Genomic DNA, 24,367 nt, shown 5'->3' on the forward strand with positions numbered 1-24,367 from the left:
TGATCTCCCCAGCCTTGGTCGATGCTCAGTCCAGGCCGCCCAGGCGGCGCCAATCCTCTTCACTGAGCAGCTCGACCCCCAGATCCTTGGCCTTGCGGGCTTTCGAGCCGGCATCGGCTCCAGCCACCACATAATCCGTCTTCGAGGAAACGGAGCCCGCCACCTTGGCCCCCAGAGCCTCGGCACGTGCCTTGGCTTCACTGCGGGTCATGCTTTCCAGCGTTCCCGTGAAAACCAGCGTCTTGCCCGCCAGTTCCGAATTCACGCCTTCCGGGGCTTCGTAGGTTTCGACCTCGACCTCTGACAGCAGGTCTTCCAGCAGCTCGCGGTTGTGGACTTCACCAAAGAAACCGATCAGATCCTCGGCCACGGCTTCACCGATGCCGTCTATGGCCAGCAGCTCGGTATAGGCGGAAGATTCGCGGTCCTGTGCCGTTTCCATCGATTGCTGCAGGGCCTTCCAGCTGCCGTAACTGCGCGCCAGCAAACGAGCCGTGGTCTGACCAATCCGGCGAATTCCTAAGGCGAACAGGAACCGGTCCAATTCGATCCGCCGCCGCGCCTCGATCGCCTCGAAGAGGTTCTCCGCGGACTGCCGCCCCCATCCGGGCTGTCGGCTCAGGGCTTCCAGGCTGTCCGTTCCATGGTCGCGTTGCAGCCGGAAGATGTCGCCCGGTGTTTTCACCCAGCCCTTCTCCCAGAAGAAACGGACCTGCTTTTCGCCCAAGCCTTCGATGTCGAAGGCATCGCGACTGACGAAATGGCGCAGGCGTTCCACGGCCTGGGCGGGACAGATCAATCCTCCCGTACAGCGACGAACCGCTTCATCGAGTTCCCGGATCGCCTGGCTTCCGCACTCCGGGCAATTATCCGGAAAGTGATAGGGCTCACTGTCCTCGGGACGCTTCTCGGGTATGTACTCCAGGATCTGCGGAATGACGTCGCCCGCGCGCTGCAGCACGACGGTATCGCCCACCCGCAGGTCCTTCCGCCGAATTTCATCCTCGTTGTGCAGGGTCGCGCGCGAAACAAGTACACCGCCCACATTCACCGGTTCCAGGACGGCAACGGGCGTCAGGGCGCCGGTTCGGCCCACCTGAATATCGATCCGCTTGAGAAGCGTTTGCGCCTTCTCGGCCGGAAACTTGTGCGCCACCGCCCAGCGCGGTGCCCGGCTTACATAGCCCAGTCGCTGCTGCAGATCGATGCGGTTGACCTTGTAGACGACCCCATCGATGTCATAGTCCAGTTCCGCACGCTGGGTTTCCACCTCATGGTAAAGGTCCATCAGGTCGTCCGCGTTCGAACAGAGGCGCGCCAGGGGATTCACCGGGAAAGCCCAGCCCTTCAGTCTTTCCAGGAACGCCCAGTGGGTCTCGGCGATGTCCTCGCTCAACTCGCCCCAGGAATAGGCAAAGAACCTCAGGGGACGCTCGGCTGTAATCTTCGTATCAAGCTGCCGCAATGAACCGGCAGCGGCGTTGCGCGGATTCGCGAAGAGCTTTCCGCCCTTTTCCTCCTGCCGCTGGTTCAAAGCGGCAAAGGCCGACTTGGTCATGTAGACCTCACCGCGCACCTCGATCACATCCGGAACAGGGGCCGCCAGCTTGCGGGGAATATCCTTCAACGTCCTCAGGTTCGCCGTAACGTCCTCACCCTCGCGCCCGTCGCCCCGGGTCGCTCCCTGTACGAACTGCCCCTTTTCGTAGCGTAAGGTAATGGACAGGCCATCGATCTTGGGTTCGGCCACGAAATCCACCTGCGCAGTCTCGTCAAGCCCCAGGAAGCGCCGCACCCGCGCCACGAAATCCCGCAACTCCTGTTCCTCGAACACATTGCCAAGCGACAGCATCGGCACACTGTGGCGAATCTTGCCAAACCCCGAAGCCGGAGCCGCCCCCACATGAACGGAAGGGCTATCCTCGCGAACCAGGTCGGGAAAACGCGCCTCGATGTCCGAGTTGCGCTGACGCAGGGCATCATAGCTGGCGTCATCTATCTCCGGTTCGTCCTGCTGGTAATAGAGCCGGTCATGACGTGCGATCTCCGCCGCCAGGCGCTCAAGTTCGCGTGTGGCTTCCTCGCGCGTCAGATCATCAATGTCCTTGCTTTCCGCGCCCATCACTCCCCCATCAGTCGCTGTGCGGCGGCCCGGGCTTCCTGCGTGACCTGGGCGCCCGACAGCATACGCGCCACCTCTTCTCTCCTACTTTCCATATCCAGATGGCTGACGCGTGTCAGCACACTGCTGTCATCACCCTCCTTGCTGACACGCAAGTGGTGGCGTCCGCGAGCTGCGACCTGCGGGCTGTGCGTGATCACAAGCAACTGCCGGCTCTCGGCAAGCCTGGCCAGACGTTCCCCAATGGCATCGGCCGTGGCTCCGCCCACACCGCTGTCGACCTCATCGAAGATCAGGGTTTCGACCGCTGAAGCCTGCGCCAACACCACCTTGAGTGCCAGCAGGAAGCGCGCCAGTTCACCGCCGGACGCGATCTTGTTCAGGGGCCCCGGCTTGGCGCCGGGATTGGTCGATACTTCGAACTGTATGCGCTCCATACCCTGCGCACCCCAGGAATCCTCAGGCAGTTCCGTTACCTGGCAGACGAACTGCGCCTTTTCCAGGCGCAGCGGCGGCAGCTCGCGATTGACGGCTTCGGAGAGGCCCTTTGCAGCCTCTGCCCTCTGTTCCATCAACGCGGTGGCAGCCTCGCGATAGGCTTTCTGGGCCTCGCGCACCTGCTGGTCCAGTGCGGCGAGGCGTTCGTTGCCACCATCTATTCCGGCCAGCTGCTCGGCAAAGCGCGCCCGCAGGTCCGGCAAGTCATCCGGTTGGCAGCCATGCTTGCGCGCCATGTCCTTCAGCGCGAAGTAGCGCGACTCGATCTCCTCGAGCCGTTCAGGCTCAAGTTCCAGGTCGGCCGTGGCCGAGCTCAGCTCCGCTTCGGCATCGGCCAGCTCAGCCGCTGCACGCTCCAGGGCAGCGAGAACCTTGTCCAGACGTCCATCGGCCTTGTCGGCCACCTTCTCCAATTGGCGCTGGGCATTGGCCAATGCGCGTTCAGCCCCGCCGCCCTCGCCTTCCAGCTCGGCCGCTGCACCATTCAGGGCTTCCAAAAGCTTGCCTGCGTTCATCAGGAACTGCCGCTGCTCGCCGAGTTTCTCGTCCTCTCCGGGTTGCGGATCCAGAACATCGAGCTCTTCCAGCGCATGCCTCAGGAAATCCTCGTCGCGCCGGGCCTGCTCCAGGCTTTCGCGCGCCTGCTCCAGCTCCCGGCGTAGATCTTGCCACTGGCGCCACAACCCGGACACCTGGCGCGCCCGGCTTTCCAGGTTTCCATAGGAATCCAGGAGGCCCCGATGTGTGGCCGCGTCCATCAAGCCGTGCTGGGCAAATTGGCCTTCGATTTCCACCATCACTTCGCCAACAGAACGCAGTAGCGAAACGGAAATCGGCTGGTCGTTGATATAAGCCCGGCTGCGCCCCTCCTGATTGACCGTCCGGCGGAGGACGAGGGTGTCCTCCTCCAGGGGCATGTCCTGTTCCGCCAGCAAGGCAACGACAGGATGCTCTCCGGAAATCTCGAAACTGGCGGTCACCGATGCCTGGTCGCTGCCCTGGCGCACCAGGCCGGACTCGGCCCGCATGCCCAGACTCAGGCCCAGCGCATCGAGCAGGATGGACTTGCCTGCCCCCGTCTCACCGGTCAGGACACTCAGCCCCTCTTCAAACACAAGGTCCAGACGGTCGATCAGGACCACATTGCGGATTGAAAGACCAACGAGCATGGCCCGTCAGAACACGGAGTCCCATACACCCGAGATCCAGGAGCCTTCACGACGCTCTGGACGGAGATCCTCTCCGGTCAGCAGGGCATAGGAATCGATGTACCATTCACTGCCCGGATAGTTGTAGCCCAGCACCGCTGCGGTGGACTGGGCCTCGTCATAGACACCCAGGGCCAGATAGGATTCCACAAGACGGTGCATTGCCTCGGGCACATGCGAGGTGGTCTGGTAGTCTCGGACCACGGTCTGGAAGCGATTGATCGCGGCCAGATACTCGCCACGACGCAGATAATAGCGACCGATGGACATGTGTTTGCCGGCCAGGTGATCCACAGCCAGGTCCCGCTTCAATTCCGCGTCCCTGGCATAGGCCGAATCGGGGAAGCGATTGATCACGGTATCCAGCGACTCCATCGCCTGCCGCGTCATGCTCTGATCGCGCTCTACATCGGAGATCTGCTCGTAATAGCAGATCGCCTTCATGTAATAGGCATAGTCGATGTTGGGATGACCGGGATTGAGCTGGATGAAGCGATCCAGCGCCAGGATGGCATCATCGTAATCCTGAGCCCGATAATGCGCATAGGCAGCCATGAGCTGCGCCCGCGGCGCCCAGGTGGAATAGGGATGCTGTCGTTCGACTTCATCGAAATTGGTGACGGCGGCATCGTAGTTGTTATCGGACAGGGCGTTCAGCCCCATGTTGTAGAAATCTTCTGCTGGACGCTCGACGTACGTCTCTTCGTCCGAGGAGGACGAGCAGGCTGCCACTAGCAAGACAGACGCTGCCACGAAGGGCAGCACGAGGGTGGTTTTGAGTGATTTTGTGTCGCGGCGCTTCATACCCGGATCGGCCTCCAGCGAAATTGGACGCCAGACTATAGGATTAAGCCCGTTACACCTCAAGCGGGCCGCGCCAAATAATCCACCTGAACCAGTAGATTGTCCCCCGCTGCCCGCTGTCCGGCAGGACAGCGGGCGGGTGCGGAGACAGATCTGGCTAGGCCTCAGTTGGCCTGACGGCGCAGAAACGCCGGTATATCCAGGAGTTCCTCATCTTCCTTGCTGGAAGAAGAGGCATGCTCCTTGGGCTCCATGCCACTGAAGGTGGGCTGCTGGGCCGTATTGTCCTCTGCAGCTGGACGCGAGGGACCACGTTCCAATGACGGCTCGACACGTGGCTGGGCTGGAGCATTGCCACGGCTTTGGTTTTCCTCCTCGCCGCGGCTCTTGCGGCCCTTGCCACCGCCAGTAATGCGGTCAAGCAGGCTGTAGGCCCTGTTGCGCATGGGCGGTTCGCCCTGCTCGTCGCCTGTGGTGCGACCCTGCACGCCAGGGCTTCCCTGCTTGCTGGCATTCGCCATTTCGGCCGCCTCGTAGGCACCGGCCTGTTGTCCGGGTGCAGCCTCGGGCAGCCGCCGTGTACGTGGACGCATCGGCTCCGGCATGCTGAAGCTGTCCTCGGCAGAAGGAGCCATGTCCTCCTCAACACGGGCAGCCGCAACCTGCTCGTCTCCGGATGCAACTCCGTGCGCTTCATCCGCAACGGCTTGTTCACGGGACAGCAGAAGTTCGTCCTCCTGGGACTCGGATTCGGCTTCCGGCGCAGCTTGCCAGTCTTCCTGCTGCATCTCGGTCGCAGCCGAAGCCTGCAACTGTGCTTCCTGATCGGCCAGTTCGTCATGAGCCATGGCAGTTGCCGTCGCAGTGGCAGCAGCCGTTGCCACACCAGCAGCAGCCGGCCGTGCAGAAGCCGCAGGTCCACCCTGGGCCGCACTGCTGCGTGCCGCCGTCTCACCGGCCGGCTTGCCCTGGCCGGAAACCAGGCTGAGGTTGCCCGGACGCGGCTGCGTGGCCGCTTCCATCTCGATGCCGGTGGAAACCACCGAGACCCGCATGCGCCCGTTCAGGCTTTCATCAAAGGTCGAACCGAAGATGATATTGGCCTCGGGATCGACCTCGTCCCGGATACGGTTGGCGGCCTCGTCGGCTTCGAAGAGGGTCATGTCCTCGCCGCCGGTGATGTTGATCAGAACACCGCGGGCCCCGCACATGGACACATCGTCCAGCAGCGGATTCGAGATGGCGGCCTCGGCTGCGGCAATGGCCCGGTTGTCGCCTTCGGCTTCGCCGGTTCCCATCATCGCCTTGCCCATCTCGGTCATGACAGCACGGATATCGGCGAAGTCCAGGTTGATCAGGCCTGGCATGACCATCAGGTCGGTTACCCCGCGCACGCCGGAATAGAGCACATCGTCGGCCATCTTGAAGGCGTCGGCGAAGGTGGTCTTTTCCGTGGCGATGCGGAAAAGATTCTGGTTCGGAATGATGATCAGGGTATCCACGTACTGGGACAATTCCTGGATGCCCTGCTCGGCCATGCGCATGCGGTGGATGCCCTCGAACTGGAAGGGCTTGGTCACCACACCGACCGTCAGAAGTCCGGCCTCACGCGCCGCGCGGGCAATGACCGGAGCCGCACCGGTCCCGGTTCCACCGCCCATGCCAGCGGTGATGAAGACCATGTTGGCCCCGTCAAGGTGTGTCAGCACCTCTTCCAGGGCCTCCTCGGCCGCAGCGCGACCTACATCGGGGCGCGAGCCTGCGCCCAGGCCACTGGTGATGTTGCGGCCAAGCTGAATGCGCTCTTCGCAGAGCGACTGCTGCATGGCCTGGGAGTCGGTGTTCGCGATCACGAACTCGACGCCTTCCAGATTGGAACGAATCATGTTGTTGACGGCGTTGCCGCCAGCTCCGCCGACACCTATGACGGTGATCCGCGGACGGAGAACCTCTTGGGTTTCCGGAACGCTTAGATTAAGACTCATGTCTGCCTCCGCATTTTCTCGATCTAGCAGGTTGATAGTCACCGGCCGCACCTGCCGGTGGCGACTTTGATACGGATCCCATTGCTGATGTCCGGTTCCGCATCAGAAGTGCTCCTTCAGCCAGTTCCCGACCCGGCCGATCAGGCCGTTTGCCTCGGGGGACTGGGGTTTGATATCGGGGCGCGGCGCCATTTCGGCTTCCAGCGCATAGTTCAGCAGGCCCGCAGCCGTCGTGTAGGCTGGGCCGCTTGTGGATTCCGCAAGGCCGCTCAGATGGATGGGGCGGCCAACGCGCACCTGCTTGTCCAGGATCAGCGCCGCCAGGTCACCCATGCCGGGCAGCTGCGCGGCACCACCTGTCAGCACCACGCGGCGGCCACCCAGTTTGTCAAACCCGCTGGCCTCCAGCCGTGAGCGCACAAGTTCGAAGGTTTCTTCAAGGCGCGGCTGCATGATTCCGACCAGCAACGAGCGCTGCACCTGTTGCACATGATTGTCGTCTTCCTCGCCCACCTGCGGCACATCGATCATCTCCTGCTCGTCGGCGGAGGTGGCGATGGCATGCCCGTACAGCGTCTTCAGACGCTCGGCATGGCTGAGGCTGGTGGACAGGCCGCGTGCGATATCGCTGGTCACGTGCTGGCCGCCGACGGGGACGACATCCGTGTGAATGACGTTGCCCTCAAGGAAAACAGCGATGGAGGTTGTGCCGGCCCCCAGGTCGATCAGGGTCACGCCCAGCTCTCGCTCGTCCTCGACCAGGCTGGAAAGCCCGGATGCAAAGGGTGAGACGACGAAGTTGCCGAGCTCCAGGTGACAGCGCTGAACGCAGGTGGCCAGGTTGCGCACCGGGCCGCTGGCCGCCGTGACGATGTGCATGTTCACGCCCAGCCGCTCGCCGTACATGCCGCGCGGGTCACGGATTCCGCGGCTGCCATCGATGGTGTAGCCCACGGGAATGGAATGGATGAGCTGGCGGCCCTTTTCGGGTTGTCCCAGTACACCCTCCAGCTGGTGTCCCTGCTCCAGGGCACGGCGCAAGTCCATGTCACCGACTTCGTGGCCGTCGATAGAGACCTCGACACCGATGGAGCGCGAGGCCGGGTACCCACCGGAGAGGTTGACCACCACCTGCTCGATGGTCTCCCCCGCCATCTGTTCGGCTGCATGGACGGCATTCAGGATTGCAGCCTCGGCCGCTTCCATGTCCACGACGGCACCGGCCTTCACCCCACGACTGACCTGCTGCCCGATCCCGATGACCTTGAGCCCACGCGGCTTGTCGCCACGCCCCTCCTCGATCCGGGCGATCAGACAACAGATCTTGCTGCTGCCCACATCCAGGGCAGCCAGGATGCCGTGCCGATTGCGCTTCAGCCCCTTCTTCATGTATCGGTCCCCTTGGCCTGCTGAGGTCCAGGCGGTCTCTGGCCACTCAGTGTGCGAATGATCAATCGGTCCGGCAGGCGCAGGTCCACGATCTCGACATCCCGGTTGAACAGGCCCTGCTCTTGCTCCACCCGTGCCAACTGGCGCCAGGCTTCCGCGGCATCCGTTTCGGGAAGCTGTATTTCCACACCGTTTTCCAGTTTCACGTTCCAGCGGCGCTCAGAAACGCGCACCAGAGCCTCGACCTGCGCCGCCAATTCCGGTTCTCCCTGCAAAATCCCAAGCATCTCCGTGGCGTGTTTGGCCGCCCCCGGCCCCACAACCAGAGGCAAATGGCTGTAGCCCTTGGCGCGCACACCGGAAATCACCTCACCGCGACTGTCGATAAGCTGCAGCTTGCGCTCCTTTTGCCAGAGGGCCATGGCTTCTCGCTCGTGCAGACGGATGAAGATGTGATCCGGCAGTCGGCGTTCGACCTCGGCGCGTTCAACCCAGGGCAGTTCCTCCAGCCGACGGCGGGCATCCTGTGGATTGAAGGCCAGGATCGGAGTGCCACGACGAACCTCCAACTGCTCGAGCACGAGTTTGCGCTCCGTCTTCTTGCGCCCTTCGACCATGACCTCGTTGACGGCCAGGCCCCACTCCGCCGTGGTGGCGTAATAGCTGGCAACCGACCATTCAGCGGTACGCTGCAGGCTTCCGGACTGCCACAGCCAACCGGCCACGGCGCCCAGGACTGCGATCAGGATCAGGCGCGGCAGATATCGGCGAAATCCATTCAGCGGCAGACGCTCGTGCAGCCGCCGACCGGCCGGTGCGCGCCGCTTGCTTTCCTTGCGCTTTTTCTCTGCACCGCGTTTCAGTCGCATGATGCCTGCTCCACCATCCACTGGACGAGTTCGTTGAAGGGAATACCCAGATGCGCTGCCTGTTCCGGAACCAGGCTCAGCGGCGTCATTCCGGGCTGGGTGTTGACCTCGAGCAGATAGAGACCTGTATCCGTCTCGTTTTCCTGCTGATCGTCGTAGCGGAAATCGGCCCGGCTCACGCCCCGGCACCCAAGGGCCTTGTGCGCGGCCACGGCCTGCGCCATGGCGGCCTCGTACACGTGGCTCGAAACAGGCGCCGGCAGGATGTGCTCGGTTTTGCCTTCCGTATACTTTGCCGTGTAGTCGTAGAAACCCTGTCGGGGCCGCAGCTCAGTGACCGCCAGCGCATGGTCCACCATGACCGATACGGTGAGTTCGCGTCCCTGGATATAGGGCTCGACCAGGACCTCTTCGCCAAACGGCCAGTCTGCATGGGTAAAGGGCAGATCATTGGCGCCCGGCTGGACGATGACCACGCCCATGGAAGAGCCCTCACAAACCGGCTTGACCACATAGGGACGTGGCAGCGGATCGCCGGCAAGGACGGTTTCCCGTGCCATCACCGAGCCGCCCGGACAGCGCAGGCCGGCTGATTCCAGGACTTTCTTGGCAACCGCCTTGTCCATGGCAAGCGCCGAGGCGAGGCGTCCCGAATGCGTGTAGGGAAGCTGCATCAGATCCAGCAGCCCCTGTACAGAGCCATCCTCGCCATAGCGTCCGTGCAGGGCATTGAAGACCACAGACGGCCGTTTCTCCAGGGTCTGGACCAGGGCCGGCACATCCCCCGTGAAGTCGAACAATTCGACCTCGTGACCCAGGCCGCGCAAGGCATCGGCACAGGCCTGGCCGCTGACCAGTGAAACATCCCGCTCGACCGAGGGGCCGCCATAGAGAACGAGAATCTTCATCGCCGTCATGAGCTCTCCCCCTCTGGCAAGCCAAGTCGCCGGATTTCCCATTCCAGCAGGATTCCAGTGGTCTCTTGCACACGTCGGCGGACCTCTTCGCCCAGGTTCTCCAGGTCCGCGGCCGTGGCCGTTCCGGTGTTAATCAGGAAGTTGCAGTGCTGCTCCGAGACCTGGGCCCCGCCCACAGTCAAGCCACGGCAGCCTGCCCGCTCGATCAACTGCCAGGCCTTCTCGCCCGGCGGATTCTTGAAGGTGCTGCCTCCCGTACGGCTGCGCACCGGTTGACTGTCCCCGCGTGCCGTACGGATTTCCTCCATTCGGCGCTCGATCTCCAGGGCATCGCCGGCCTGCCCCTGCAGCACGGCACCCGTGAAGATCCAGTCCTCAGGCACCGCAGCGTGGCGATATGACAGCCCCATGCTCTCGGGGTCCAGGGCCTTGACCTCCCCCTCGGCTGTCAGGGCCTCGGCGCCGATCAGGACATCCTTGAGTTCGCTCTGATAGGCGCCGGCATTCATGCGCAGGGCGCCGCCCAGTGTTCCGGGTATGCCACAGAGGAACTCCAGGCCACTCAAGCCCTCGCGCCGGGCCATCTCGGCAATGTTCACGTCCAATGCGCCGGCACCGCAAACAAGGCGATCGTCTTCAGCTTCGATGGTTGCAAAAAGCCGCCCCAGACGGATGACGACACCCGGCAGGCCACCGTCGCGCACCAGCAGATTCGAGCCGACGCCCAGCAGCGTGACCGGCACATCGGCCGGCTTTTCCTGAAGGAAGTGGATCAGGTCGTCACGATCGGCCGGCTTGAACAGAACCTCGGCGGGACCGCCCACACGGAACCAGGTGACATTGGCCAACTTGGCATTCTCACTGTAGCGCCCCCGAACCTCGGGCAGGCGGGGCAGGAGATTGTTGGAGAAGGCGGCTTCGCTCATCGTGCCTCCTCCAGTTCATGGGCCAGTTCCTGGGGCAGGCTCTGCGCCCAGTTCGTGATGCTGCCGGCTCCCATGCAAACCACCAGATCACCAGGCGCGGCGATGTCCTTGAGGGTCTGTGCCAAGACCTCCTGACCGGGCAAGGCGGTGACATGCCGATGACCATGCGCACGCAGCCCCTCAACGAGTGCATCCCGATCCGCGCCTTCCAATGGAGCTTCGCCGGCCGCGTAGACATCAGCCACGACCACATGGTCGGCTTCGTTGAAGCAGGTGCAGAAATCCTCGAACAGATCCTTCAGCCGGCTGTAGCGATGCGGCTGCATGACCGCGATGACCTTGCCATGGGTTGCCTGACGCGCAGCCTTTAGGACAGCGCTGATCTCAACGGGGTGATGGGCATAGTCGTCGATGACCGTGATGCCCCCGGCTTCCCCCGTGCGGGTGAAACGGCGCTTCACACCGCCGAAATCGGACAAGCCACTGCGCAGCTGCTCCTCGGCGATTCCCATCTGCACCGCCAGGGCCACAACGGCCAAAGCATTCTGCACGTTGTGCTGACCCATCATGGGCAGGAACAGATCGGCTATGCGATGCGTCTCTTGGCCGTCCCGGGCCACGATCACCACATCGAAATACGACCCCTTCGGAGACAGGCGCAGGTTTTCTCCGCGCACGTCGGCCTGTGTGCTGAAACCATAGGTCACGACCCGCCGATCCTCGATCCGCGCGATCAGCGACTGCACAGCGGGGTGATCGACACAGCAGACCGCAAAACCATAGAAGGGGATGTTTTCGACAAAACTTTCGAAGGCGCGGTGCAGATTCTCGACCGATCCATAATGCTCCATGTGCTCGGGGTCGATGTTGGTCACCAGCGCGATGGTTGCCGGCAGCTTCACGAAGGTCCCGTCGCTCTCGTCGGCCTCGACAGCGATCCAGTCACCCTGTCCCAGGCGCGCGTTGGTGCCATAGGCATTGATTATCCCGCCGTTCACCACTGTAGGATCCAGCCCGGCGGCATCCAGGAGGGCGGCCACCATCGATGTGGTCGTTGTTTTCCCGTGCGTTCCGGCCACGGCAATGGAGGACTTCAACCGCATCAGTTCGCCCAGCATCTCGGCACGGCGGACGACCGGCAGCGCCCGGCTGCGGGCAGCCTGAACCTCGGGATTGTCGGACTTCACCGCAGAGGAAATGACAACCACCTGCGCCTTGTCGACATTCTCCTCGGCATGGCCGATATGAACGGGAATGCCCAGTTCGCGCAATCGACGCACATTCGGGCTCTCGGCAATGTCACTGCCCTGCACCTGATAGCCAAGGTTGTACAGGATTTCGGCTATGCCGCTCATACCGATTCCACCGATACCCACGAAATGCAGGACGCCTATATCCAGGGGCAAGGCACTCATGCGGCTTCCCCCCTGTCTTGATCACCCTGTTGGTCGCACACTAGGTCCGCCAAACGGGCCGCAGCCCCCATGACGGCAGCATCACGGGCCCGATGGGCCGCTTCTTCCAGCAAGTTGGGAGTCTCCATCAGGCCTTTCAGTTTCTCCGCCAGGTTCTCGGCCGTCAGCGTACGCTGTGGCATGAGCCAACCTCCCCCGGCCTCGGCCATGGCCTGCGCATTGCCCGTCTGGTGATCGTCGGCGGCAAAGGGATAGGGCACGTATATGGCCGGCCGACCGGCGGCCGCCAGTTCGGTGACCGTCGAAGCGCCAGCGCGACAGACAACCAGGTGCGCTGCGGCCAGGCGCTGGGGCATGTCCTGGAAGAAGGTCTGGACAGTGCAGTTCACCCCGCATTCCTTGTAGTGACTGGCAACGCTTTCCAGCGCATCGCCGCGCACCTGCTGGACGACTTCCAGCTGTTCGCGCAAGGCCTGGGGCAACTGCGCCACGGCTGCCGGAATCAGTTCGTTGAAGGCTTGCGCACCCTGGCTGCCGCCTGTGACCAGCAAAACGAAGGGCGTTTTCTCAGCGGGCAGACGATAGCCCTGCTCACCGACAGCGGCGATATCCGCGCGCACGGGATTGCCGGTCAGGACCACACGATTTTCGGCATTCGGATCCAACCCGGAAGGCTGCGGAAAGGAACTGGCAATGGCATCGGCCCGACGGGCCAGCATGCGGTTTGCCCGTCCCACAACCTGGTTCTGCTCGTGCAGGACAACACGGCTGCCCACGGCGGAGGCGGCCAGCATGGTCGGGACCGAGGCATAGCCTCCGAACCCAACCGCCGCGGAAGGTTTCAGGCGCCGCAGTAAACGCCGTGCCTGCAGGTACCCCAGGGCAAGGTTCAAGGCGCCCCGTGCCTTGTGCAAAAGGCCGCCGCCCAGGATGGCGGTTGCCGATATGAAATGCGTCTCGACTTGCGGCAGGGAGTCGCCAAACCCGCCTCCCCGGCTGTCGGTGACCAGGGCCACGCGGCAATCGCGCTGCAGCAATTCCTCTGCCAGGGCACGGGCCGGGAACATGTGCCCGCCGGTTCCGCCGGCGGCCAGGACCACGAGCTTGCCTTGCTTGTGCATGCTCATGGCTCCTCGCTTTCCGCACCGGCACGCCGGCGCGTCAGGGCCAGAAGCATTCCCATGCCCAGGGCCAGAGCCACCAGTGACGATCCACCATAAGAGATGAAAGGCAGCGTCATGCCCTTGGTGGGCATCAGATGCAGGGTCGATCCCATGTTGATCAGCGCCTGGAAGCCGAACTGCACCAGCAGTCCGGTGGCCGCCAGCAGGACGAACAGGCTTTCCTCGTGCAGCAGGCGCGCAAATCCGCGCAGCACGATGAAGGCAAACAGGCTGACGATGATCAGGCAGGCGAAAAGTCCCAACTCCTCACCCGCAACGGCGAAGATGAAATCGGCGTGGGCGTCCGGCAGGTACTGCTTGATGGTTCCCTCGCCCGGGCCGCGTCCCCAAAGACCACCGTTCATGAAGGCCTCAAGCGAGCGGCCGATCTGGTAGCGATCGCCCGCTTCCGGATCCAGGAAGGCATTCACCCGCTCGGTCACGTGCGGCATGGTGAAATAGGCCCCAAGGAAGGCCGAGATCACCATCACGCCCAGGCCAGCCACCCAGAACATCGGCAGACCGGCCAGGAACAGCTGTACCAGGAAGATACCCGTGATGATCGCTGTCTGGCCCACATCGGGTTGTAGGGCCAACAGGCTCGACACCAGAAGCCAGAGGCCCGTGGCCACCATCATGCCCGGGAAGTCTTCCTGCTTGCCGGTGGCCAGAATCCAGGCCAGCGTCACGGCGAAGAAGGGCTTGGCGAACTCCGCCGGTTGGATTGACAGTCCACCGAAGCTGAGCCAACGCGTGGCTCCCTTGATCTCGGTGCCGACCACAAGAGTGAGGATCAGAAGCAGGATACTGCCCGCCAGGGCAATGACCGATAGCCGCCTGACCCAGCGCGGCGTGGCGAGCGAGGCAACGAAAAGCACGGCAAGCGCCAGCGGCAGCCAGACCAACTGGCGTTTCACCAGACCAAAGGTTTCCATCCCGATGCGATTGGCCACCGACGGCGAGGCCGTTATGATCAGGACACAGCCGATCCCCATGAGCAGCAGCAGTGCGATCAGTGTCCAGCGATCGACCGTCCACCACCAGCGGCCAAGCAGGGAGGTATCCGTGCGGTTGAAGGTCAGGCTCATGATGACACCTGCCCGGCCGTCGCCTTGGTGTCCTTCAGGGACTTGACCAACGCGCGGAAGGCGTCTCCGCGCGATTCGAAATTGTCGAACTGATCGAAGGAGGCGCAGGCGGGAGACAACAGGACGACCGCCCCCGCCCCATCGTCTCCGGCCGCGGCCTGGGCTGCATGATCGACCGCCGTTTCCAGGGTGCCGCTTTTCTCGAAGGACAGCTTCCCTTCAAGCGCCTTGGCGAAACCCTCAGCCGCCTCGCCAATCAGGAAGGCCTTGACGATACGCGGATACCAGGTTTCCAGACCTTCAAGTCCGCCTTCCTTGGCGCGCCCTCCGGCAATCCAGTAGATCCGTTCATAGCATGACAGAGCCCGGCCGGCCGCTTCCGCATTGGTGGCCTTTGAATCGTTGATGAAGCGCACCGCATCAATCTCGGCCACCAATTCCTGGCGGTGCGGCAAACCGGCAAAGCTGCGCATGCAGGCCATGATCACGGCCGGGTCCACACCCGCCGCCTGGCAAGCGGCGTAGGCCGCGGCGGCATTCTGCCAGTTGTGTTCCCCCGGCAGGTGCTCCAACTCATTCAAGGGCAGGATCGGGACCTGCTTGCCTTCGCTGTCGTCGACCAGGAAACCGTCGCTCGCATAGACGCCACCGGCAACGGGCCCCTTGCCGGAAACCGGTATCACGCGCTGGTTCCCGGTTGCCATGAGTTCGTCGAAGATCTTCCGGCAGATGGGGTCATCCACGCCGACAACCGCGGTGCGGTTGCTGGTCTGGCGGTGGAAGATCTGTTTCTTCGCGGCAATATAGCCCTCCAGCCCACCATGGCGGTCCAGATGGTCCGGGCTGATGTTCAACAGCACAGCCACGTCGAAGGTGATGGATAGCGTCAGGTCCAGCTGATAGCTGGACATTTCCAGCACGTAGAACCCTTCGCGATCGACTGGATCGAATTCCAGTGCCGGCATGCCCAGGTTCCCGCCGGTGTAGACCAGCCGCCGGGCCATGTTCAGCACATGCCCGATCAGGGCCGTCGTGGTCGACTTGCCGTTGGTCCCGGTCACGCCGATATACTTGGCATCCGGCTGGATGCGCCCAAGCAGTTCGATGTCCCCGACAACCTCGACACCAGCGGCCTGGGCCTTTGCGACCACCGGATGCGGCGCTGGATGATGATAGGGTATCCCGGGACTGAGTATCAGAGAGACGGGTTGGTTCCAGTCGGCCTGCATCAGGTCCACCAGGGGTATATCCGCTTCGACAGCCCGGTTGCGTGCGTCTTCGTTGTCATCCCACGCCCAGACATCCGCCCCACTGGCCATGAGGGCACGCGCAGCCGTCCGCCCGGACTTGCCAAGTCCCAGAACCGCCACCGTGCAGCCTTCCATGAATGGGAGTTCGATCATCCTGCCCTCACCTCAGCTTCAGCGATGACAGGCCGATCAACGCCAGGATAACGGCGATGATCCAGAAACGGATAACGATGGTGGGCTCGGCCCAGCCCTTCTTCTCGAAGTGATGGTGCAGCGGCGCCATGCGGAAGACGCGGTGTCCCGTCAGCTTGTAGGACAGCACCTGCACGATGACCGAAACCGTCTCCAGTACGAAGAGGCCGCCAATGATGGCCAGGACCAGTTCGTGCTTGGTGATGACGGCCACACCGCCCAGGGCGCCGCCACAGGACAGAGACCCGGTATCGCCCATGAAGACCATGGCAGGCGGTGCGTTATACCAGAGAAAGCCCAGGCCTCCGCCAACCAGCGCGCCACAGAAGACCGCAAGTTCGCCCGTGCCCTGAACGTACTGGATCTGCAGGTAGTCAGCATAAACCGTGTTACCGACCAGGTAGGCGATGAAAGCAAAGCAGGAGGCCGCGATCATCACCGGCACGATCGCCAGGCCATCCAGGCCATCTGTCAGGTTCACGGCATTCGAGGCCCCGACCATGACCAGCATGCCGAGTATGATGAAGAACAGCCCCAGGTCCAGCAGCACGCCCTTCACGAAAGGAATGGCCAGATGGGTCTCGAGTTCAGGTCGTGCGATCATCATGATCGCCACGGCTGCCACGAAAGCCACGGCAAATTGACCCAGCAGCTTGTAACGCCCCGGCAGGCCTTGGTGATTGCGGCGTGTGAGTTTCAGGTAGTCGTCGGCAAAACCGATCAGACCGAAGGCCACGGTTACGAAGAGGACGACCCAGATATACAGGTTGCTGAGATCGGCCCAGAGCAGGGTCGAGATGCTGAGCGCCAGAAGGATCAGCACACCACCCATGGTCGGCGTGCCCTTCTTGGTCAGCAGGTGACCTTCGGGGCCATCCTCGCGGATCGGCTGTCCGTCGCGCTGGCGTGCCTTCAACCAGCGAATAACGCTGGGTCCAAGGACAAAGGCGATGAACAGGGCCGTCAGCAGTGCGCCGCCTGTGCGAAAGGTCAGGTAACGAAAAAGATTGAAGAGCGTGAATTCATCGGCAAGCGGGGCCAGAAGATTGTAAAGCATGGTGTCAGCCCCCGTTCGCCTGTTTTGCTTCATCAGCCTCGGACGCGGTCAGGGCCTCGACGATCACGCGCATGCGGCTGCCCAGCGAGCCCTTGACCAGGACAACGTCCCCCGGACGCAGTTCTTGCAGAAGCGGTCCAGGCAGATCTGCCGAGGTCTCGGCATTGCAGGCCAGCTTGCCTTCGGGGAGCCGGTGCGCCAGATGCGACATCATGGGGCCCGCCAGGAAAACCAGATCGATGGAATTGGCTGTGACGTTCTCGGCCAGCTCTTCGTGAAAGCGCTGGCTGTCACTTCCCAGTTCCAGCATGTCACCCAGGACGGCAATCCGGCGGCCACCGGTGGCCGGCTGCGTGGCGCCCAGGACTCCCAGAGCCGCGGCCATGGACAGGGGGTTGGCATTGTAGCATTCGTCCAGCAGCGTGAAGCTGCCGCCTTCCGGCATCCGGACTTCCTGCCTCGCGCCACGCCCAGGCATGGCCTGGAGCTGGTCGAAAGCGCGCGCGGCAAGATCTATTTCAGCCCCCAGCGCCTGGGCAGCACTCAGGACAGCCAGGCTGTTCATGGCCTGATGCCGTCCGGGCAGACCCAGGTGATAGGTCATCTCGCGCCCTTCCAGGGCAACATGAACCTCGCCGCCACGCTCGCTGGCCGCCCAGTCCAGCAGACGCAGGTCCGCCGCTTCGTCCGTACCGAAGGATCGTATCGTCTCCACGCCCGCCTTCCTGGCTGCTTTCGTCAAGAAATCCCAATACTCGCTGTCCCTGGGAAGAACTGCAGTGCCGTCCGTCCCAAGGCCCTCGAAAATCTCTGCCTTGGCCGCTGCGATGGCGTCCTGCGAGCCGAGATGCTCCAGGTGCGCCATGCCAATGTTCGTGATCACCGCCACCTGCGGGCGTATCAGCCTGGACAACGGCCGGATCTCACCACTGTGGTTCATTCCCACTTCAAACACGCCATAGGCTGCATCCTGCGGAAGGCGCGCGAGGGACAGGGGAACACCCCAATGATTGTTGTGACTGGCCGCGCTGCCGTGAGTCTTGCCTTGGGCGGACAGGGCCGCGATCAGCATTTCCTTGGTGCTGGTCTTCCCCGAGGACCCCGTGACAGCGACAATTTTGGCCGAAGCGCGCGCACGTCCTGCTGCACCCAGGGCTGTCAGCGCCTGGAGCGTGTCATCGACAACGACCAGAGGACCTTCAGCAGGCAATGGGCGACTGACAATCGCTGCCGCAGCCCCTCTGGAAAAGGCTTCTGCCACGAAGTCATGCGCATCGAAGTTCGGACCGCTCAGGGCAACGAAGAGGTCGCCGGGTTCAAGCGAGCGTGTATCGATCGATACACCGCTGGCACTCCAATCACCTTCGCCCTGACCATTGACCGCATCCCGCACCGCTTCGGCAGTCCAGAGGCTCGCCATCAACGACCTCCCTCGACCATATGACGAATCGCAGCACGGGCCACGTCCCGGTCATCGAAGGGCAGAACCTGATCACCGACAATCTGTCCGGACTCGTGCCCCTTCCCGGCGATGACCAGGACATCGCCGGCCTTCAAGGCGGCAACAGCTTCGAAGATTGCCTGACGGCGATTGCCGATTTCATGTGCATTTGGGGCAGCAGCCAGGATTTCGGCTCTAATGGCCGCAGGATCCTCCGTACGCGGATTGTCGTCCGTGACAATGACCTCATCTGCCAACTGGGCACAGACCTGCCCCATCAGGGGGCGCTTGCCGCGATCACGGTCACCACCGCAGCCGAACACGACATGAAGCCCGCCTGCAGCATGCGGGCGCAGAGCCCGCAGGACGGTCTCCAAGGCCCCGGAGGTGTGGGCGTAGTCGACAAAAACCTTACCCCCCGCCGGCGTTTCACCCACGGCTTCGATCCGCCCCGGGACAGCCCGGATCTTTCTCAAAGCTCCAACGGCATCCTGAGGATCCACGCCTTCGGCCAGAACAAGGCCGAGCGCGGCGAGCGCGTTCATGGCCTGGAAGGTACCCGCCACTTCAAGGGCAAGGCGATGGCGGTGTCCAAACACTTCCAGGTCAAGGGTCAGGCCGTCGCCCCCCGGCGACATTTCCAACAGCCTGAGATCGCGCCCACCGCGCCCGTAGTTAAGGGAGGACAGTCCCCTTGCCACGGTTTTCGAGCGGAGAGCCTCGAATTCGGGAATATCGGCATTGAGTACGGCAGTCCCGCCCTCGGGCAGGAGTTCCGCGAACAGTCGCGCCTTGGCATCCAGATAGGCCTCCATCGAGGCGTGGTAGTCCAGATGATCGCGACTGAGGTTCGTGAAGGCGGCCGCCGAGATGCGCACGCCATCCAGGCGATACTGGTCCAGTCCATGGCTGGAAGCTTCCAGGGCCAGGTGGTCGAAACCGTTCTCGGCCAGATCCGCCAGGCAGCGCATCAGATCCACGGGATCGGGCGTGGTCAGTGCAGCAGGCGCCTGGGGGCGCGGTGGAATCAGGCCCAGTGTCCCGAGGCTTGCAGCCTTCTGTCCCAGGTTCTCCCACATCTGGCGCACGAAGGTGACAACGGATGTCTTGCCGTTTGTCCCGGTCACGGCGGCAATGAAGCGTGGCTGGTGGCGATAGAACGCGGCCGCCGTCAAGGCCAGACGACGCCTGGGGTTGTCATCCAGGATCAACGGCATCCCTGATGGCAGGAGGCTGCGATCCGTGTCGGTGGGTGCCAGAACCGCTGCGGCCCCTTTCTGCAGGGCTTCCGAAATATAGGCACGGCCATCGTGATGGCCGCCCGGAATTGCGGCAAACAACCAGCCAGGCTCGACACGCCGGCTATCCGCCGTCAGCCCCCTGATCTCCCTGTTCACCGTCTCTGGATTCATGCCCCGCAGGACCTCCTCATCGAATAGTTCATTGAGATGCAACGCTGCGCCCTTTCAGGTGAACGGGCACGAAGAGGGGATCCGGCCCCACCTCGCTTGGCAGAGCGCGCGGCTCCAGGCCCACCACAGGCCCCATTCGCTGCACGATTTTCTTGATGGCCGGCGCCACGACCCAGCCCGCGGTGGCGTAGCCATAGCTATTTTCGGTTGGCTTAGGCTCATCGACCATGGCGAAGATCGCGTACTGCGGATCGTCCATGGGGAAGGCCCCGGCAAAGGACGCGATTCGATTGTTGCGATCGTATCCGCCGGACGCCTTCAGCTTGTCAGCCGTACCTGTCTTGCCACCCACCATATAGCCCGGCGCCTCGGCATTGCGTCCGGTGCCCTCGGCCACCACCAGGCGCATCAACCAGCGCATCTGTTCCGAGGTCTGTTCGGAGATCACCTGCTCGCCAACGGGACGTTCGCCGGGCTTGCGCTTCACCAGCGTGGGCGACAGCAACTCGCCGCCGTTCACCATGGCAGACAAGGCCCGCACGACCTGGACCGGGGTTACCGCCAGGCCATGGCCGTAGGATATCGTCATGGTATTGATTTCACGCCACTTGGCCGGAACAAGCGGGCTGCCATTCTCGGGAAGTTCCACGGGACCCCGCTTGAGAAGGCCAAATTTCCCGAAGTAGTTCTGGATGGCCTTGGTACCGGCCTCCATGGCCATGTGAACGGTGCCGATATTACTGGAATGCAGGAAGATCTCGGGAATCGACATCCAGCCGTCCTTCGGCTTGAAGTCGTTGATGGTATAGCCGGCAACCCGGATCGGCTTGGAAACGTCGTATCCGTCATCCAGCCTGACGGCTCCGGCGTCCAGAGCTGCCGCAGCGCTAAAGATCTTGAAAACGGACCCCACTTCGTAAACGCCCAGGGTTGCCCGATTGAAGCGCGCTTCATCGCTGGCCGCACCGGGATGATCCGGATCGAAGGTGGGCAGGGAAACCATCGCCAGGATCTCGCCCGTGTCCACATCCATGATGAGGCCGCTTGCCCCGATACCGGAGTATTCCGTCATCGCGGCCTGCAACTCTTCGGCCATTATGTGCTGGAGACGCATGTCGAGAGAGAGCTCCAGAGGCGCTGTCCCACCCCGAAGCCTCTCCTCAAAGGTCTTTTCCATGCCGGCGATGCCCTGGCCATCGATATCGCTGTAGCCAACCACGTGACTGAACAGATCATCGTGCGGGTAATAGCGGCATTCATCGTGCTGCAGATAGACACCGGGAATACCCAGGTCGTTGACGGCATCGGTTTCCCGCGGGCTCAGGCAGCGCCCCACCCAGGTGAAACTGCGATCGGAAGCCAGCCCGCCCTTCAGGCGCTCTTCATCAATACCCTTCAGGACAGAAGCCAGGCGCCCGGCCACCTCGTCAGGATTGCGGATCTGCCGCGGATTGGCATAGACGGCATTGGTCGGCAGTGTCGTTGCCAGCACGGTTCCGTTGCGATCCACGATATCAGCCCGTCCGCTGCGCCATTCGGTATTCGCGGGCGCGACCGTGGCAATCTGTGCAGAGGCGTCGCTTTGCAGCAGGGTCAGGTCGACCAGACGCAAACCTATCATGACGAAGGCCATGGCAAAGACCAGGGCCGACACGATCAGGCGTGTGCGGCCGGTTTCCAGGGCTGCCTTGCGCGCGCCTTCCAGTTCGACAACCCAGGTTTTCGGCTGCCCGACATCCAGGCCGCATGGAGAGAGCGGGCGAAAGTTTGCAGGCTCATTGCGCTTGCGGGTCATTGCGAAGCCTCCATCGAAACGAAGGTCGGCTTCGCGGCCGCATCTGCGGTCGGCAGGGAACGGCCGGTTACGGGATTGACCGGTCCGGACACGGAAGGTTTCGGATCCGGCTTGTTCCGCGTCTGCTCCGAGGCAGACGCAGCACGCACCTGCGCGGAGGCTGTGTCTGGTTCATTCTGCTCTGCCGTCCCGTCCTGGCCGGCCGCCTGCTGCAGCAGCTTGTTCGGAAGCCGCGGCAAGGGCTCCGGCGACCAATCTTCCGGACTGCTGGGCCGGCTTCGCGGATAGGGCTTTTGACCGGCCTTGTCCGATTGCGAATACCCAAAGTCCTCGGGACGCGGCGGCAGGTAAGCAACCTGGCTGACCTGGGCCGTCTCCATGGGCTGGAGGTCAAGGTGCCGTTCCGCCAGGCGCGCAAGGCGCTTGGGATCGTTCAGATAGCTCCATTCGGCCTTCAGGATATGTATGGTCTCCTGATCGCGCAGAATCTGCTCGTTCAACGCTTTCAGCCTTTGTTCCTTCTGCTGGACCTCGTGCTTGACCTGGAACAGGGCAGCCATCGCCACCACGGCGGCCAGCATCATGAAAGCGAAAAAGAGACGATTCATGACTGCACCTCCAGAGCCGGAGCCTGGGTGCGTTCTGCCGCACGCAGGCGCGCCGAGCGCGACCTGGGATTGCGTGCCGTCTCGTCCCGCGTCGGACGGATTGCGTTGCGTGAAAGGAGCGAAAAGCTGGGTTCAGGCCGGGGCTTTGCCGGCGCATGGCGCGAGCCCTGGGGCGCGGCATCGCTGTGTGCACGCAGGAAACGTTTGACGATGCGATCTTCCAGCGAATGGAAAGACACCACCGCCAGGCGGCCACCCGGGGCCAGAATGCGCTCGGCTGCGCTCAGTCCGCGCTCCAGCTCGCCCAGTTCGTCGTTCACGTGCAGTCGAAGGGCCTGAAACGTCCGCGTTGCCGGATCTATGCCATCTGCGGAAGGCTTGACCACCGAGCGCACAATCTGAGCCAGACGGAATGTCGTTTTGACAGGCGCCTCCTTGCGCGCAGCCACGATGGCGCGCGCAACAGCCCTGGCACGCCGCTCTTCGCCCAGGCGCCATATGATATCGGACAGCTCTGCTTCGGAAGATTCGTTGACGACATCGGCGGCAGTGGGCCCATCGCCGCCCATGCGCATGTCCAGCGGGCCGTCGGCACGGAAGGAGAAGCCGCGTCCGGCTTCGTCCAACTGCGGGGATGACACACCCAGGTCCAGAGCGACCCCATCCACAGGCGCTTCGGGAAGCAGTCGATCCATATCGCCGAAGCATCCCTCGATCAACTGCAGGCGCCCGGGAAACTCGGCGCACAGCCGCTCGCCCTCCTGAATGGCCGCCGGATCACGATCCAGTCCCACGACGCGACAATCGGCGGCCTGCAGGATAGCTCGAGCATAACCGCCACGTCCGAAGGTTCCATCGAGATAGATCGCACCGTCGCGCGGCTGGAGCACCTCCATGACCTCGGCAAGCATCACCGGCATATGCCCGCCGGTCGTATATGCTGCACTGGTCTGCATGGTTCACTCCTCCTTCGCGCGGCGAAGAGGCAGGGACAGGCCCTTCTGACGGGCCTGGGCACGACGCTCGCCCTGATAGGAAGAGAAGGCTTGCGGCTCCCAGATGCGGAAGGTCTTGCCCATGCCGACAAAGGCAGCCTCTTCCGTGATGCCGGCCACCTCCATCAACTCCGGCGGCAACTGGATGCGCCCCCCGCTGTCCCAGGCCAACGGATGCGCATCGGCAAACAGGCTGGATGCCAGGTCCTGGTGATTGTCAGAGAACAGGTCCATGTCGGCGACGCTCTCACTCAATTCGCTCATGAACCCCATACCGCAGCCTTCAATGGCCTCCACCTTGTGGGACAGAAAACAGACAACGCCCTGGAAGCTTTCGCCGGCCAGAACCTGGCGAAAGGGGGCCGGAACCGACACGCGCCCTTTGCGGTCGACCCTGTTCCGGAAGGTACCGAGAAACGGTGTTTGCGCTTGCACCCCTGTCTCCCGAACACCGCTGCGGCTTCCCCCAAGCGGTCCAAGTCGTTCAGCAGGCACCCCCTGCCCGGGTCCACCACGGCCCGCCCGCCATTCATTCCCTTGGGATAGTCAGGGGACACGGGCCCAGTTAGTGGGATATCATGGGATAGCATGGGAATTCATGGGCGTCAATGGGAACTCAAGTATTCCGCATGGGATAAAGCCCCGGATATTGGGGCTTTTGGCAGCAATGATTTCTACTTTGGGAGCATTCCGGAAAGCTGTTCTTGCACTCCGCACTCAAGCTAGAAATAAAATTTGGCGAAGATTTGTTCTCTTTATGTTCTCTTTCTAGAAGAGTAAGCGGAAGCCCCGGCCACGCCTGGCTCGAATACAGGGAAAATTTCGTCCGGGAAGTAAATGAGTAAGGTCAGGCGGCCTGTAAGCCGGGTTCTGTCCGCACCGCAAGGCGATGCTGGATAGCCATTCATCTGGGACGCCCGTTGCCGGACGCCTCGCGCGACCTACCCGAACGGCGGCGCGAAAATCCGCCTGGTCCTCGTGGGACCTGCCGTTCCTACTCGGTCTTGCTCCCGGTGGGGTTTACCATGCCGCCCCCGTTGCCGGGGGCGCGGTGCGCTCTTACCGCACCCTTTCACCCTTGCCCCGCGCTGATATGGCGGGGCGGTTTGCTTTCTGTGGCACTTTCCCTGGGGTTACCCCCGCCGGGCGTTACCCGGCACCGCATTTCCGTGGAGCCCGGACTTTCCTCCCCCGGACGCAAGGTCCGAAGGCGGCTATCCGACCGCCTGACGC

The 24,367-nt window shown here is 62.9% G+C and carries 19 protein-coding genes and 1 other RNA gene; all 20 read right to left on the reverse strand.

Going from position 1 to position 24,367, the window contains the following annotated elements; translation table 11 throughout:
- Nucleotides 1-25: 25 nt before the first annotated feature.
- Nucleotides 26-2,122 carry an NAD-dependent DNA ligase LigA gene (gene ligA, locus G502_RS0109110; protein ID WP_022728361.1) on the reverse strand — a complete coding sequence of 699 codons (2,097 nt, stop codon included), beginning with the start codon at nucleotides 2,120-2,122 and terminating at the stop codon, nucleotides 26-28.
- Entirely contained in the window at nucleotides 2,122-3,789 is a 1,668-nt protein-coding gene (recN, locus tag G502_RS0109115) for a DNA repair protein RecN (protein WP_022728362.1), read from the reverse strand. The genes ligA and recN overlap by 1 nt, the downstream gene beginning before the upstream one ends.
- A gap of 6 nt (nucleotides 3,790-3,795) precedes the next feature.
- Nucleotides 3,796-4,632 carry an outer membrane protein assembly factor BamD gene (locus G502_RS0109120; protein WP_022728363.1) on the reverse strand — a complete coding sequence of 279 codons (837 nt, stop codon included), beginning with the start codon at nucleotides 4,630-4,632 and terminating at the stop codon, nucleotides 3,796-3,798.
- Nucleotides 4,633-4,796: 164 nt separating this feature from the next.
- Nucleotides 4,797-6,617 (reverse strand): cell division protein FtsZ, encoded by a 1,821-nt coding sequence (gene ftsZ, locus G502_RS0109125; RefSeq protein ID WP_022728364.1) that lies wholly within the window; start codon nucleotides 6,615-6,617, stop codon nucleotides 4,797-4,799.
- A gap of 102 nt (nucleotides 6,618-6,719) precedes the next feature.
- Nucleotides 6,720-8,006 (reverse strand): cell division protein FtsA, encoded by a 1,287-nt coding sequence (gene ftsA, locus G502_RS0109130; RefSeq protein ID WP_022728365.1) that lies wholly within the window; start codon nucleotides 8,004-8,006, stop codon nucleotides 6,720-6,722.
- The gene (locus G502_RS19435; protein WP_022728366.1) at nucleotides 8,003-8,875 is read right to left on the reverse strand and encodes a cell division protein FtsQ/DivIB; all 873 of its coding nucleotides are present in this window, start codon (nucleotides 8,873-8,875) and stop codon (nucleotides 8,003-8,005) included. The genes ftsA and G502_RS19435 overlap by 4 nt, the downstream gene beginning before the upstream one ends.
- Nucleotides 8,866-9,792 (reverse strand): D-alanine--D-alanine ligase, encoded by a 927-nt coding sequence (locus G502_RS0109140; protein WP_022728367.1) that lies wholly within the window; start codon nucleotides 9,790-9,792, stop codon nucleotides 8,866-8,868. The genes G502_RS19435 and G502_RS0109140 overlap by 10 nt, the downstream gene beginning before the upstream one ends.
- Nucleotides 9,789-10,718: a UDP-N-acetylmuramate dehydrogenase gene (gene murB, locus G502_RS0109145; protein ID WP_022728368.1), complete on the reverse strand. Its 930-nt coding sequence runs from the start codon at nucleotides 10,716-10,718 to the stop codon at nucleotides 9,789-9,791. The genes G502_RS0109140 and murB overlap by 4 nt, the downstream gene beginning before the upstream one ends.
- The gene (gene murC, locus G502_RS0109150; RefSeq protein WP_022728369.1) at nucleotides 10,715-12,133 is read right to left on the reverse strand and encodes a UDP-N-acetylmuramate--L-alanine ligase; all 1,419 of its coding nucleotides are present in this window, start codon (nucleotides 12,131-12,133) and stop codon (nucleotides 10,715-10,717) included. The genes murB and murC overlap by 4 nt, the downstream gene beginning before the upstream one ends.
- Nucleotides 12,130-13,260, reverse strand: a complete 1,131-nt coding sequence (gene murG / locus G502_RS0109155) for an undecaprenyldiphospho-muramoylpentapeptide beta-N-acetylglucosaminyltransferase (protein ID WP_022728370.1) — start codon at nucleotides 13,258-13,260, stop codon at nucleotides 12,130-12,132. The genes murC and murG overlap by 4 nt, the downstream gene beginning before the upstream one ends.
- A complete protein-coding gene (ftsW, locus tag G502_RS0109160) occupies nucleotides 13,257-14,384 on the reverse strand; it encodes a putative lipid II flippase FtsW (RefSeq protein ID WP_022728371.1) in 1,128 nt (375 codons plus the stop codon). Before ftsW ends, murG begins: the two co-directional genes overlap by 4 nt.
- Nucleotides 14,381-15,787 (reverse strand): UDP-N-acetylmuramoyl-L-alanine--D-glutamate ligase, encoded by a 1,407-nt coding sequence (murD, locus tag G502_RS0109165; protein WP_022728372.1) that lies wholly within the window; start codon nucleotides 15,785-15,787, stop codon nucleotides 14,381-14,383. Before murD ends, ftsW begins: the two co-directional genes overlap by 4 nt.
- A 7-nt stretch (nucleotides 15,788-15,794) precedes the next feature.
- Complete coding sequence (mraY, locus tag G502_RS0109170) at nucleotides 15,795-16,883, reverse strand: phospho-N-acetylmuramoyl-pentapeptide-transferase (protein WP_022728373.1); 1,089 nt, start codon at nucleotides 16,881-16,883, stop codon at nucleotides 15,795-15,797.
- Between the two features lie 4 nt (nucleotides 16,884-16,887).
- Nucleotides 16,888-18,303: a UDP-N-acetylmuramoylalanyl-D-glutamyl-2,6-diaminopimelate--D-alanyl-D-alanine ligase gene (locus G502_RS19440; RefSeq protein WP_022728374.1), complete on the reverse strand. Its 1,416-nt coding sequence runs from the start codon at nucleotides 18,301-18,303 to the stop codon at nucleotides 16,888-16,890.
- Nucleotides 18,303-19,736: a UDP-N-acetylmuramoyl-L-alanyl-D-glutamate--2,6-diaminopimelate ligase gene (locus G502_RS0109180; RefSeq protein ID WP_040488020.1), complete on the reverse strand. Its 1,434-nt coding sequence runs from the start codon at nucleotides 19,734-19,736 to the stop codon at nucleotides 18,303-18,305. The genes G502_RS19440 and G502_RS0109180 overlap by 1 nt, the downstream gene beginning before the upstream one ends.
- Before the next feature lie 28 nt (nucleotides 19,737-19,764).
- A complete protein-coding gene (locus G502_RS19445) occupies nucleotides 19,765-21,531 on the reverse strand; it encodes a peptidoglycan D,D-transpeptidase FtsI family protein (protein ID WP_022728376.1) in 1,767 nt (588 codons plus the stop codon).
- Complete coding sequence (ftsL, locus tag G502_RS21405; protein WP_022728377.1) at nucleotides 21,528-22,139, reverse strand: cell division protein FtsL; 612 nt, start codon at nucleotides 22,137-22,139, stop codon at nucleotides 21,528-21,530. Before ftsL ends, G502_RS19445 begins: the two co-directional genes overlap by 4 nt.
- Nucleotides 22,136-23,095, reverse strand: coding sequence for a 16S rRNA (cytosine(1402)-N(4))-methyltransferase RsmH (gene rsmH, locus G502_RS0109195; RefSeq protein ID WP_022728378.1), 960 nt, complete (start codon nucleotides 23,093-23,095; stop codon nucleotides 22,136-22,138). Before rsmH ends, ftsL begins: the two co-directional genes overlap by 4 nt.
- Nucleotides 23,096-23,098: 3 nt before the next feature.
- A complete protein-coding gene (locus G502_RS0109200; protein WP_022728379.1) occupies nucleotides 23,099-23,569 on the reverse strand; it encodes a division/cell wall cluster transcriptional repressor MraZ in 471 nt (156 codons plus the stop codon).
- 408 nt (nucleotides 23,570-23,977) lie between these two features.
- Nucleotides 23,978-24,364: RNase P RNA component class A (rnpB, locus tag G502_RS21475), an RNA gene on the reverse strand.
- Between the last annotated feature and the right edge of the window lie 3 nt (nucleotides 24,365-24,367).

It is taken from the genome of Fodinicurvata sediminis DSM 21159 (genome assembly GCF_000420625.1).
GTDB classification, from domain to species: domain Bacteria; phylum Pseudomonadota; class Alphaproteobacteria; order Kiloniellales; family DSM-21159; genus Fodinicurvata; species Fodinicurvata sediminis.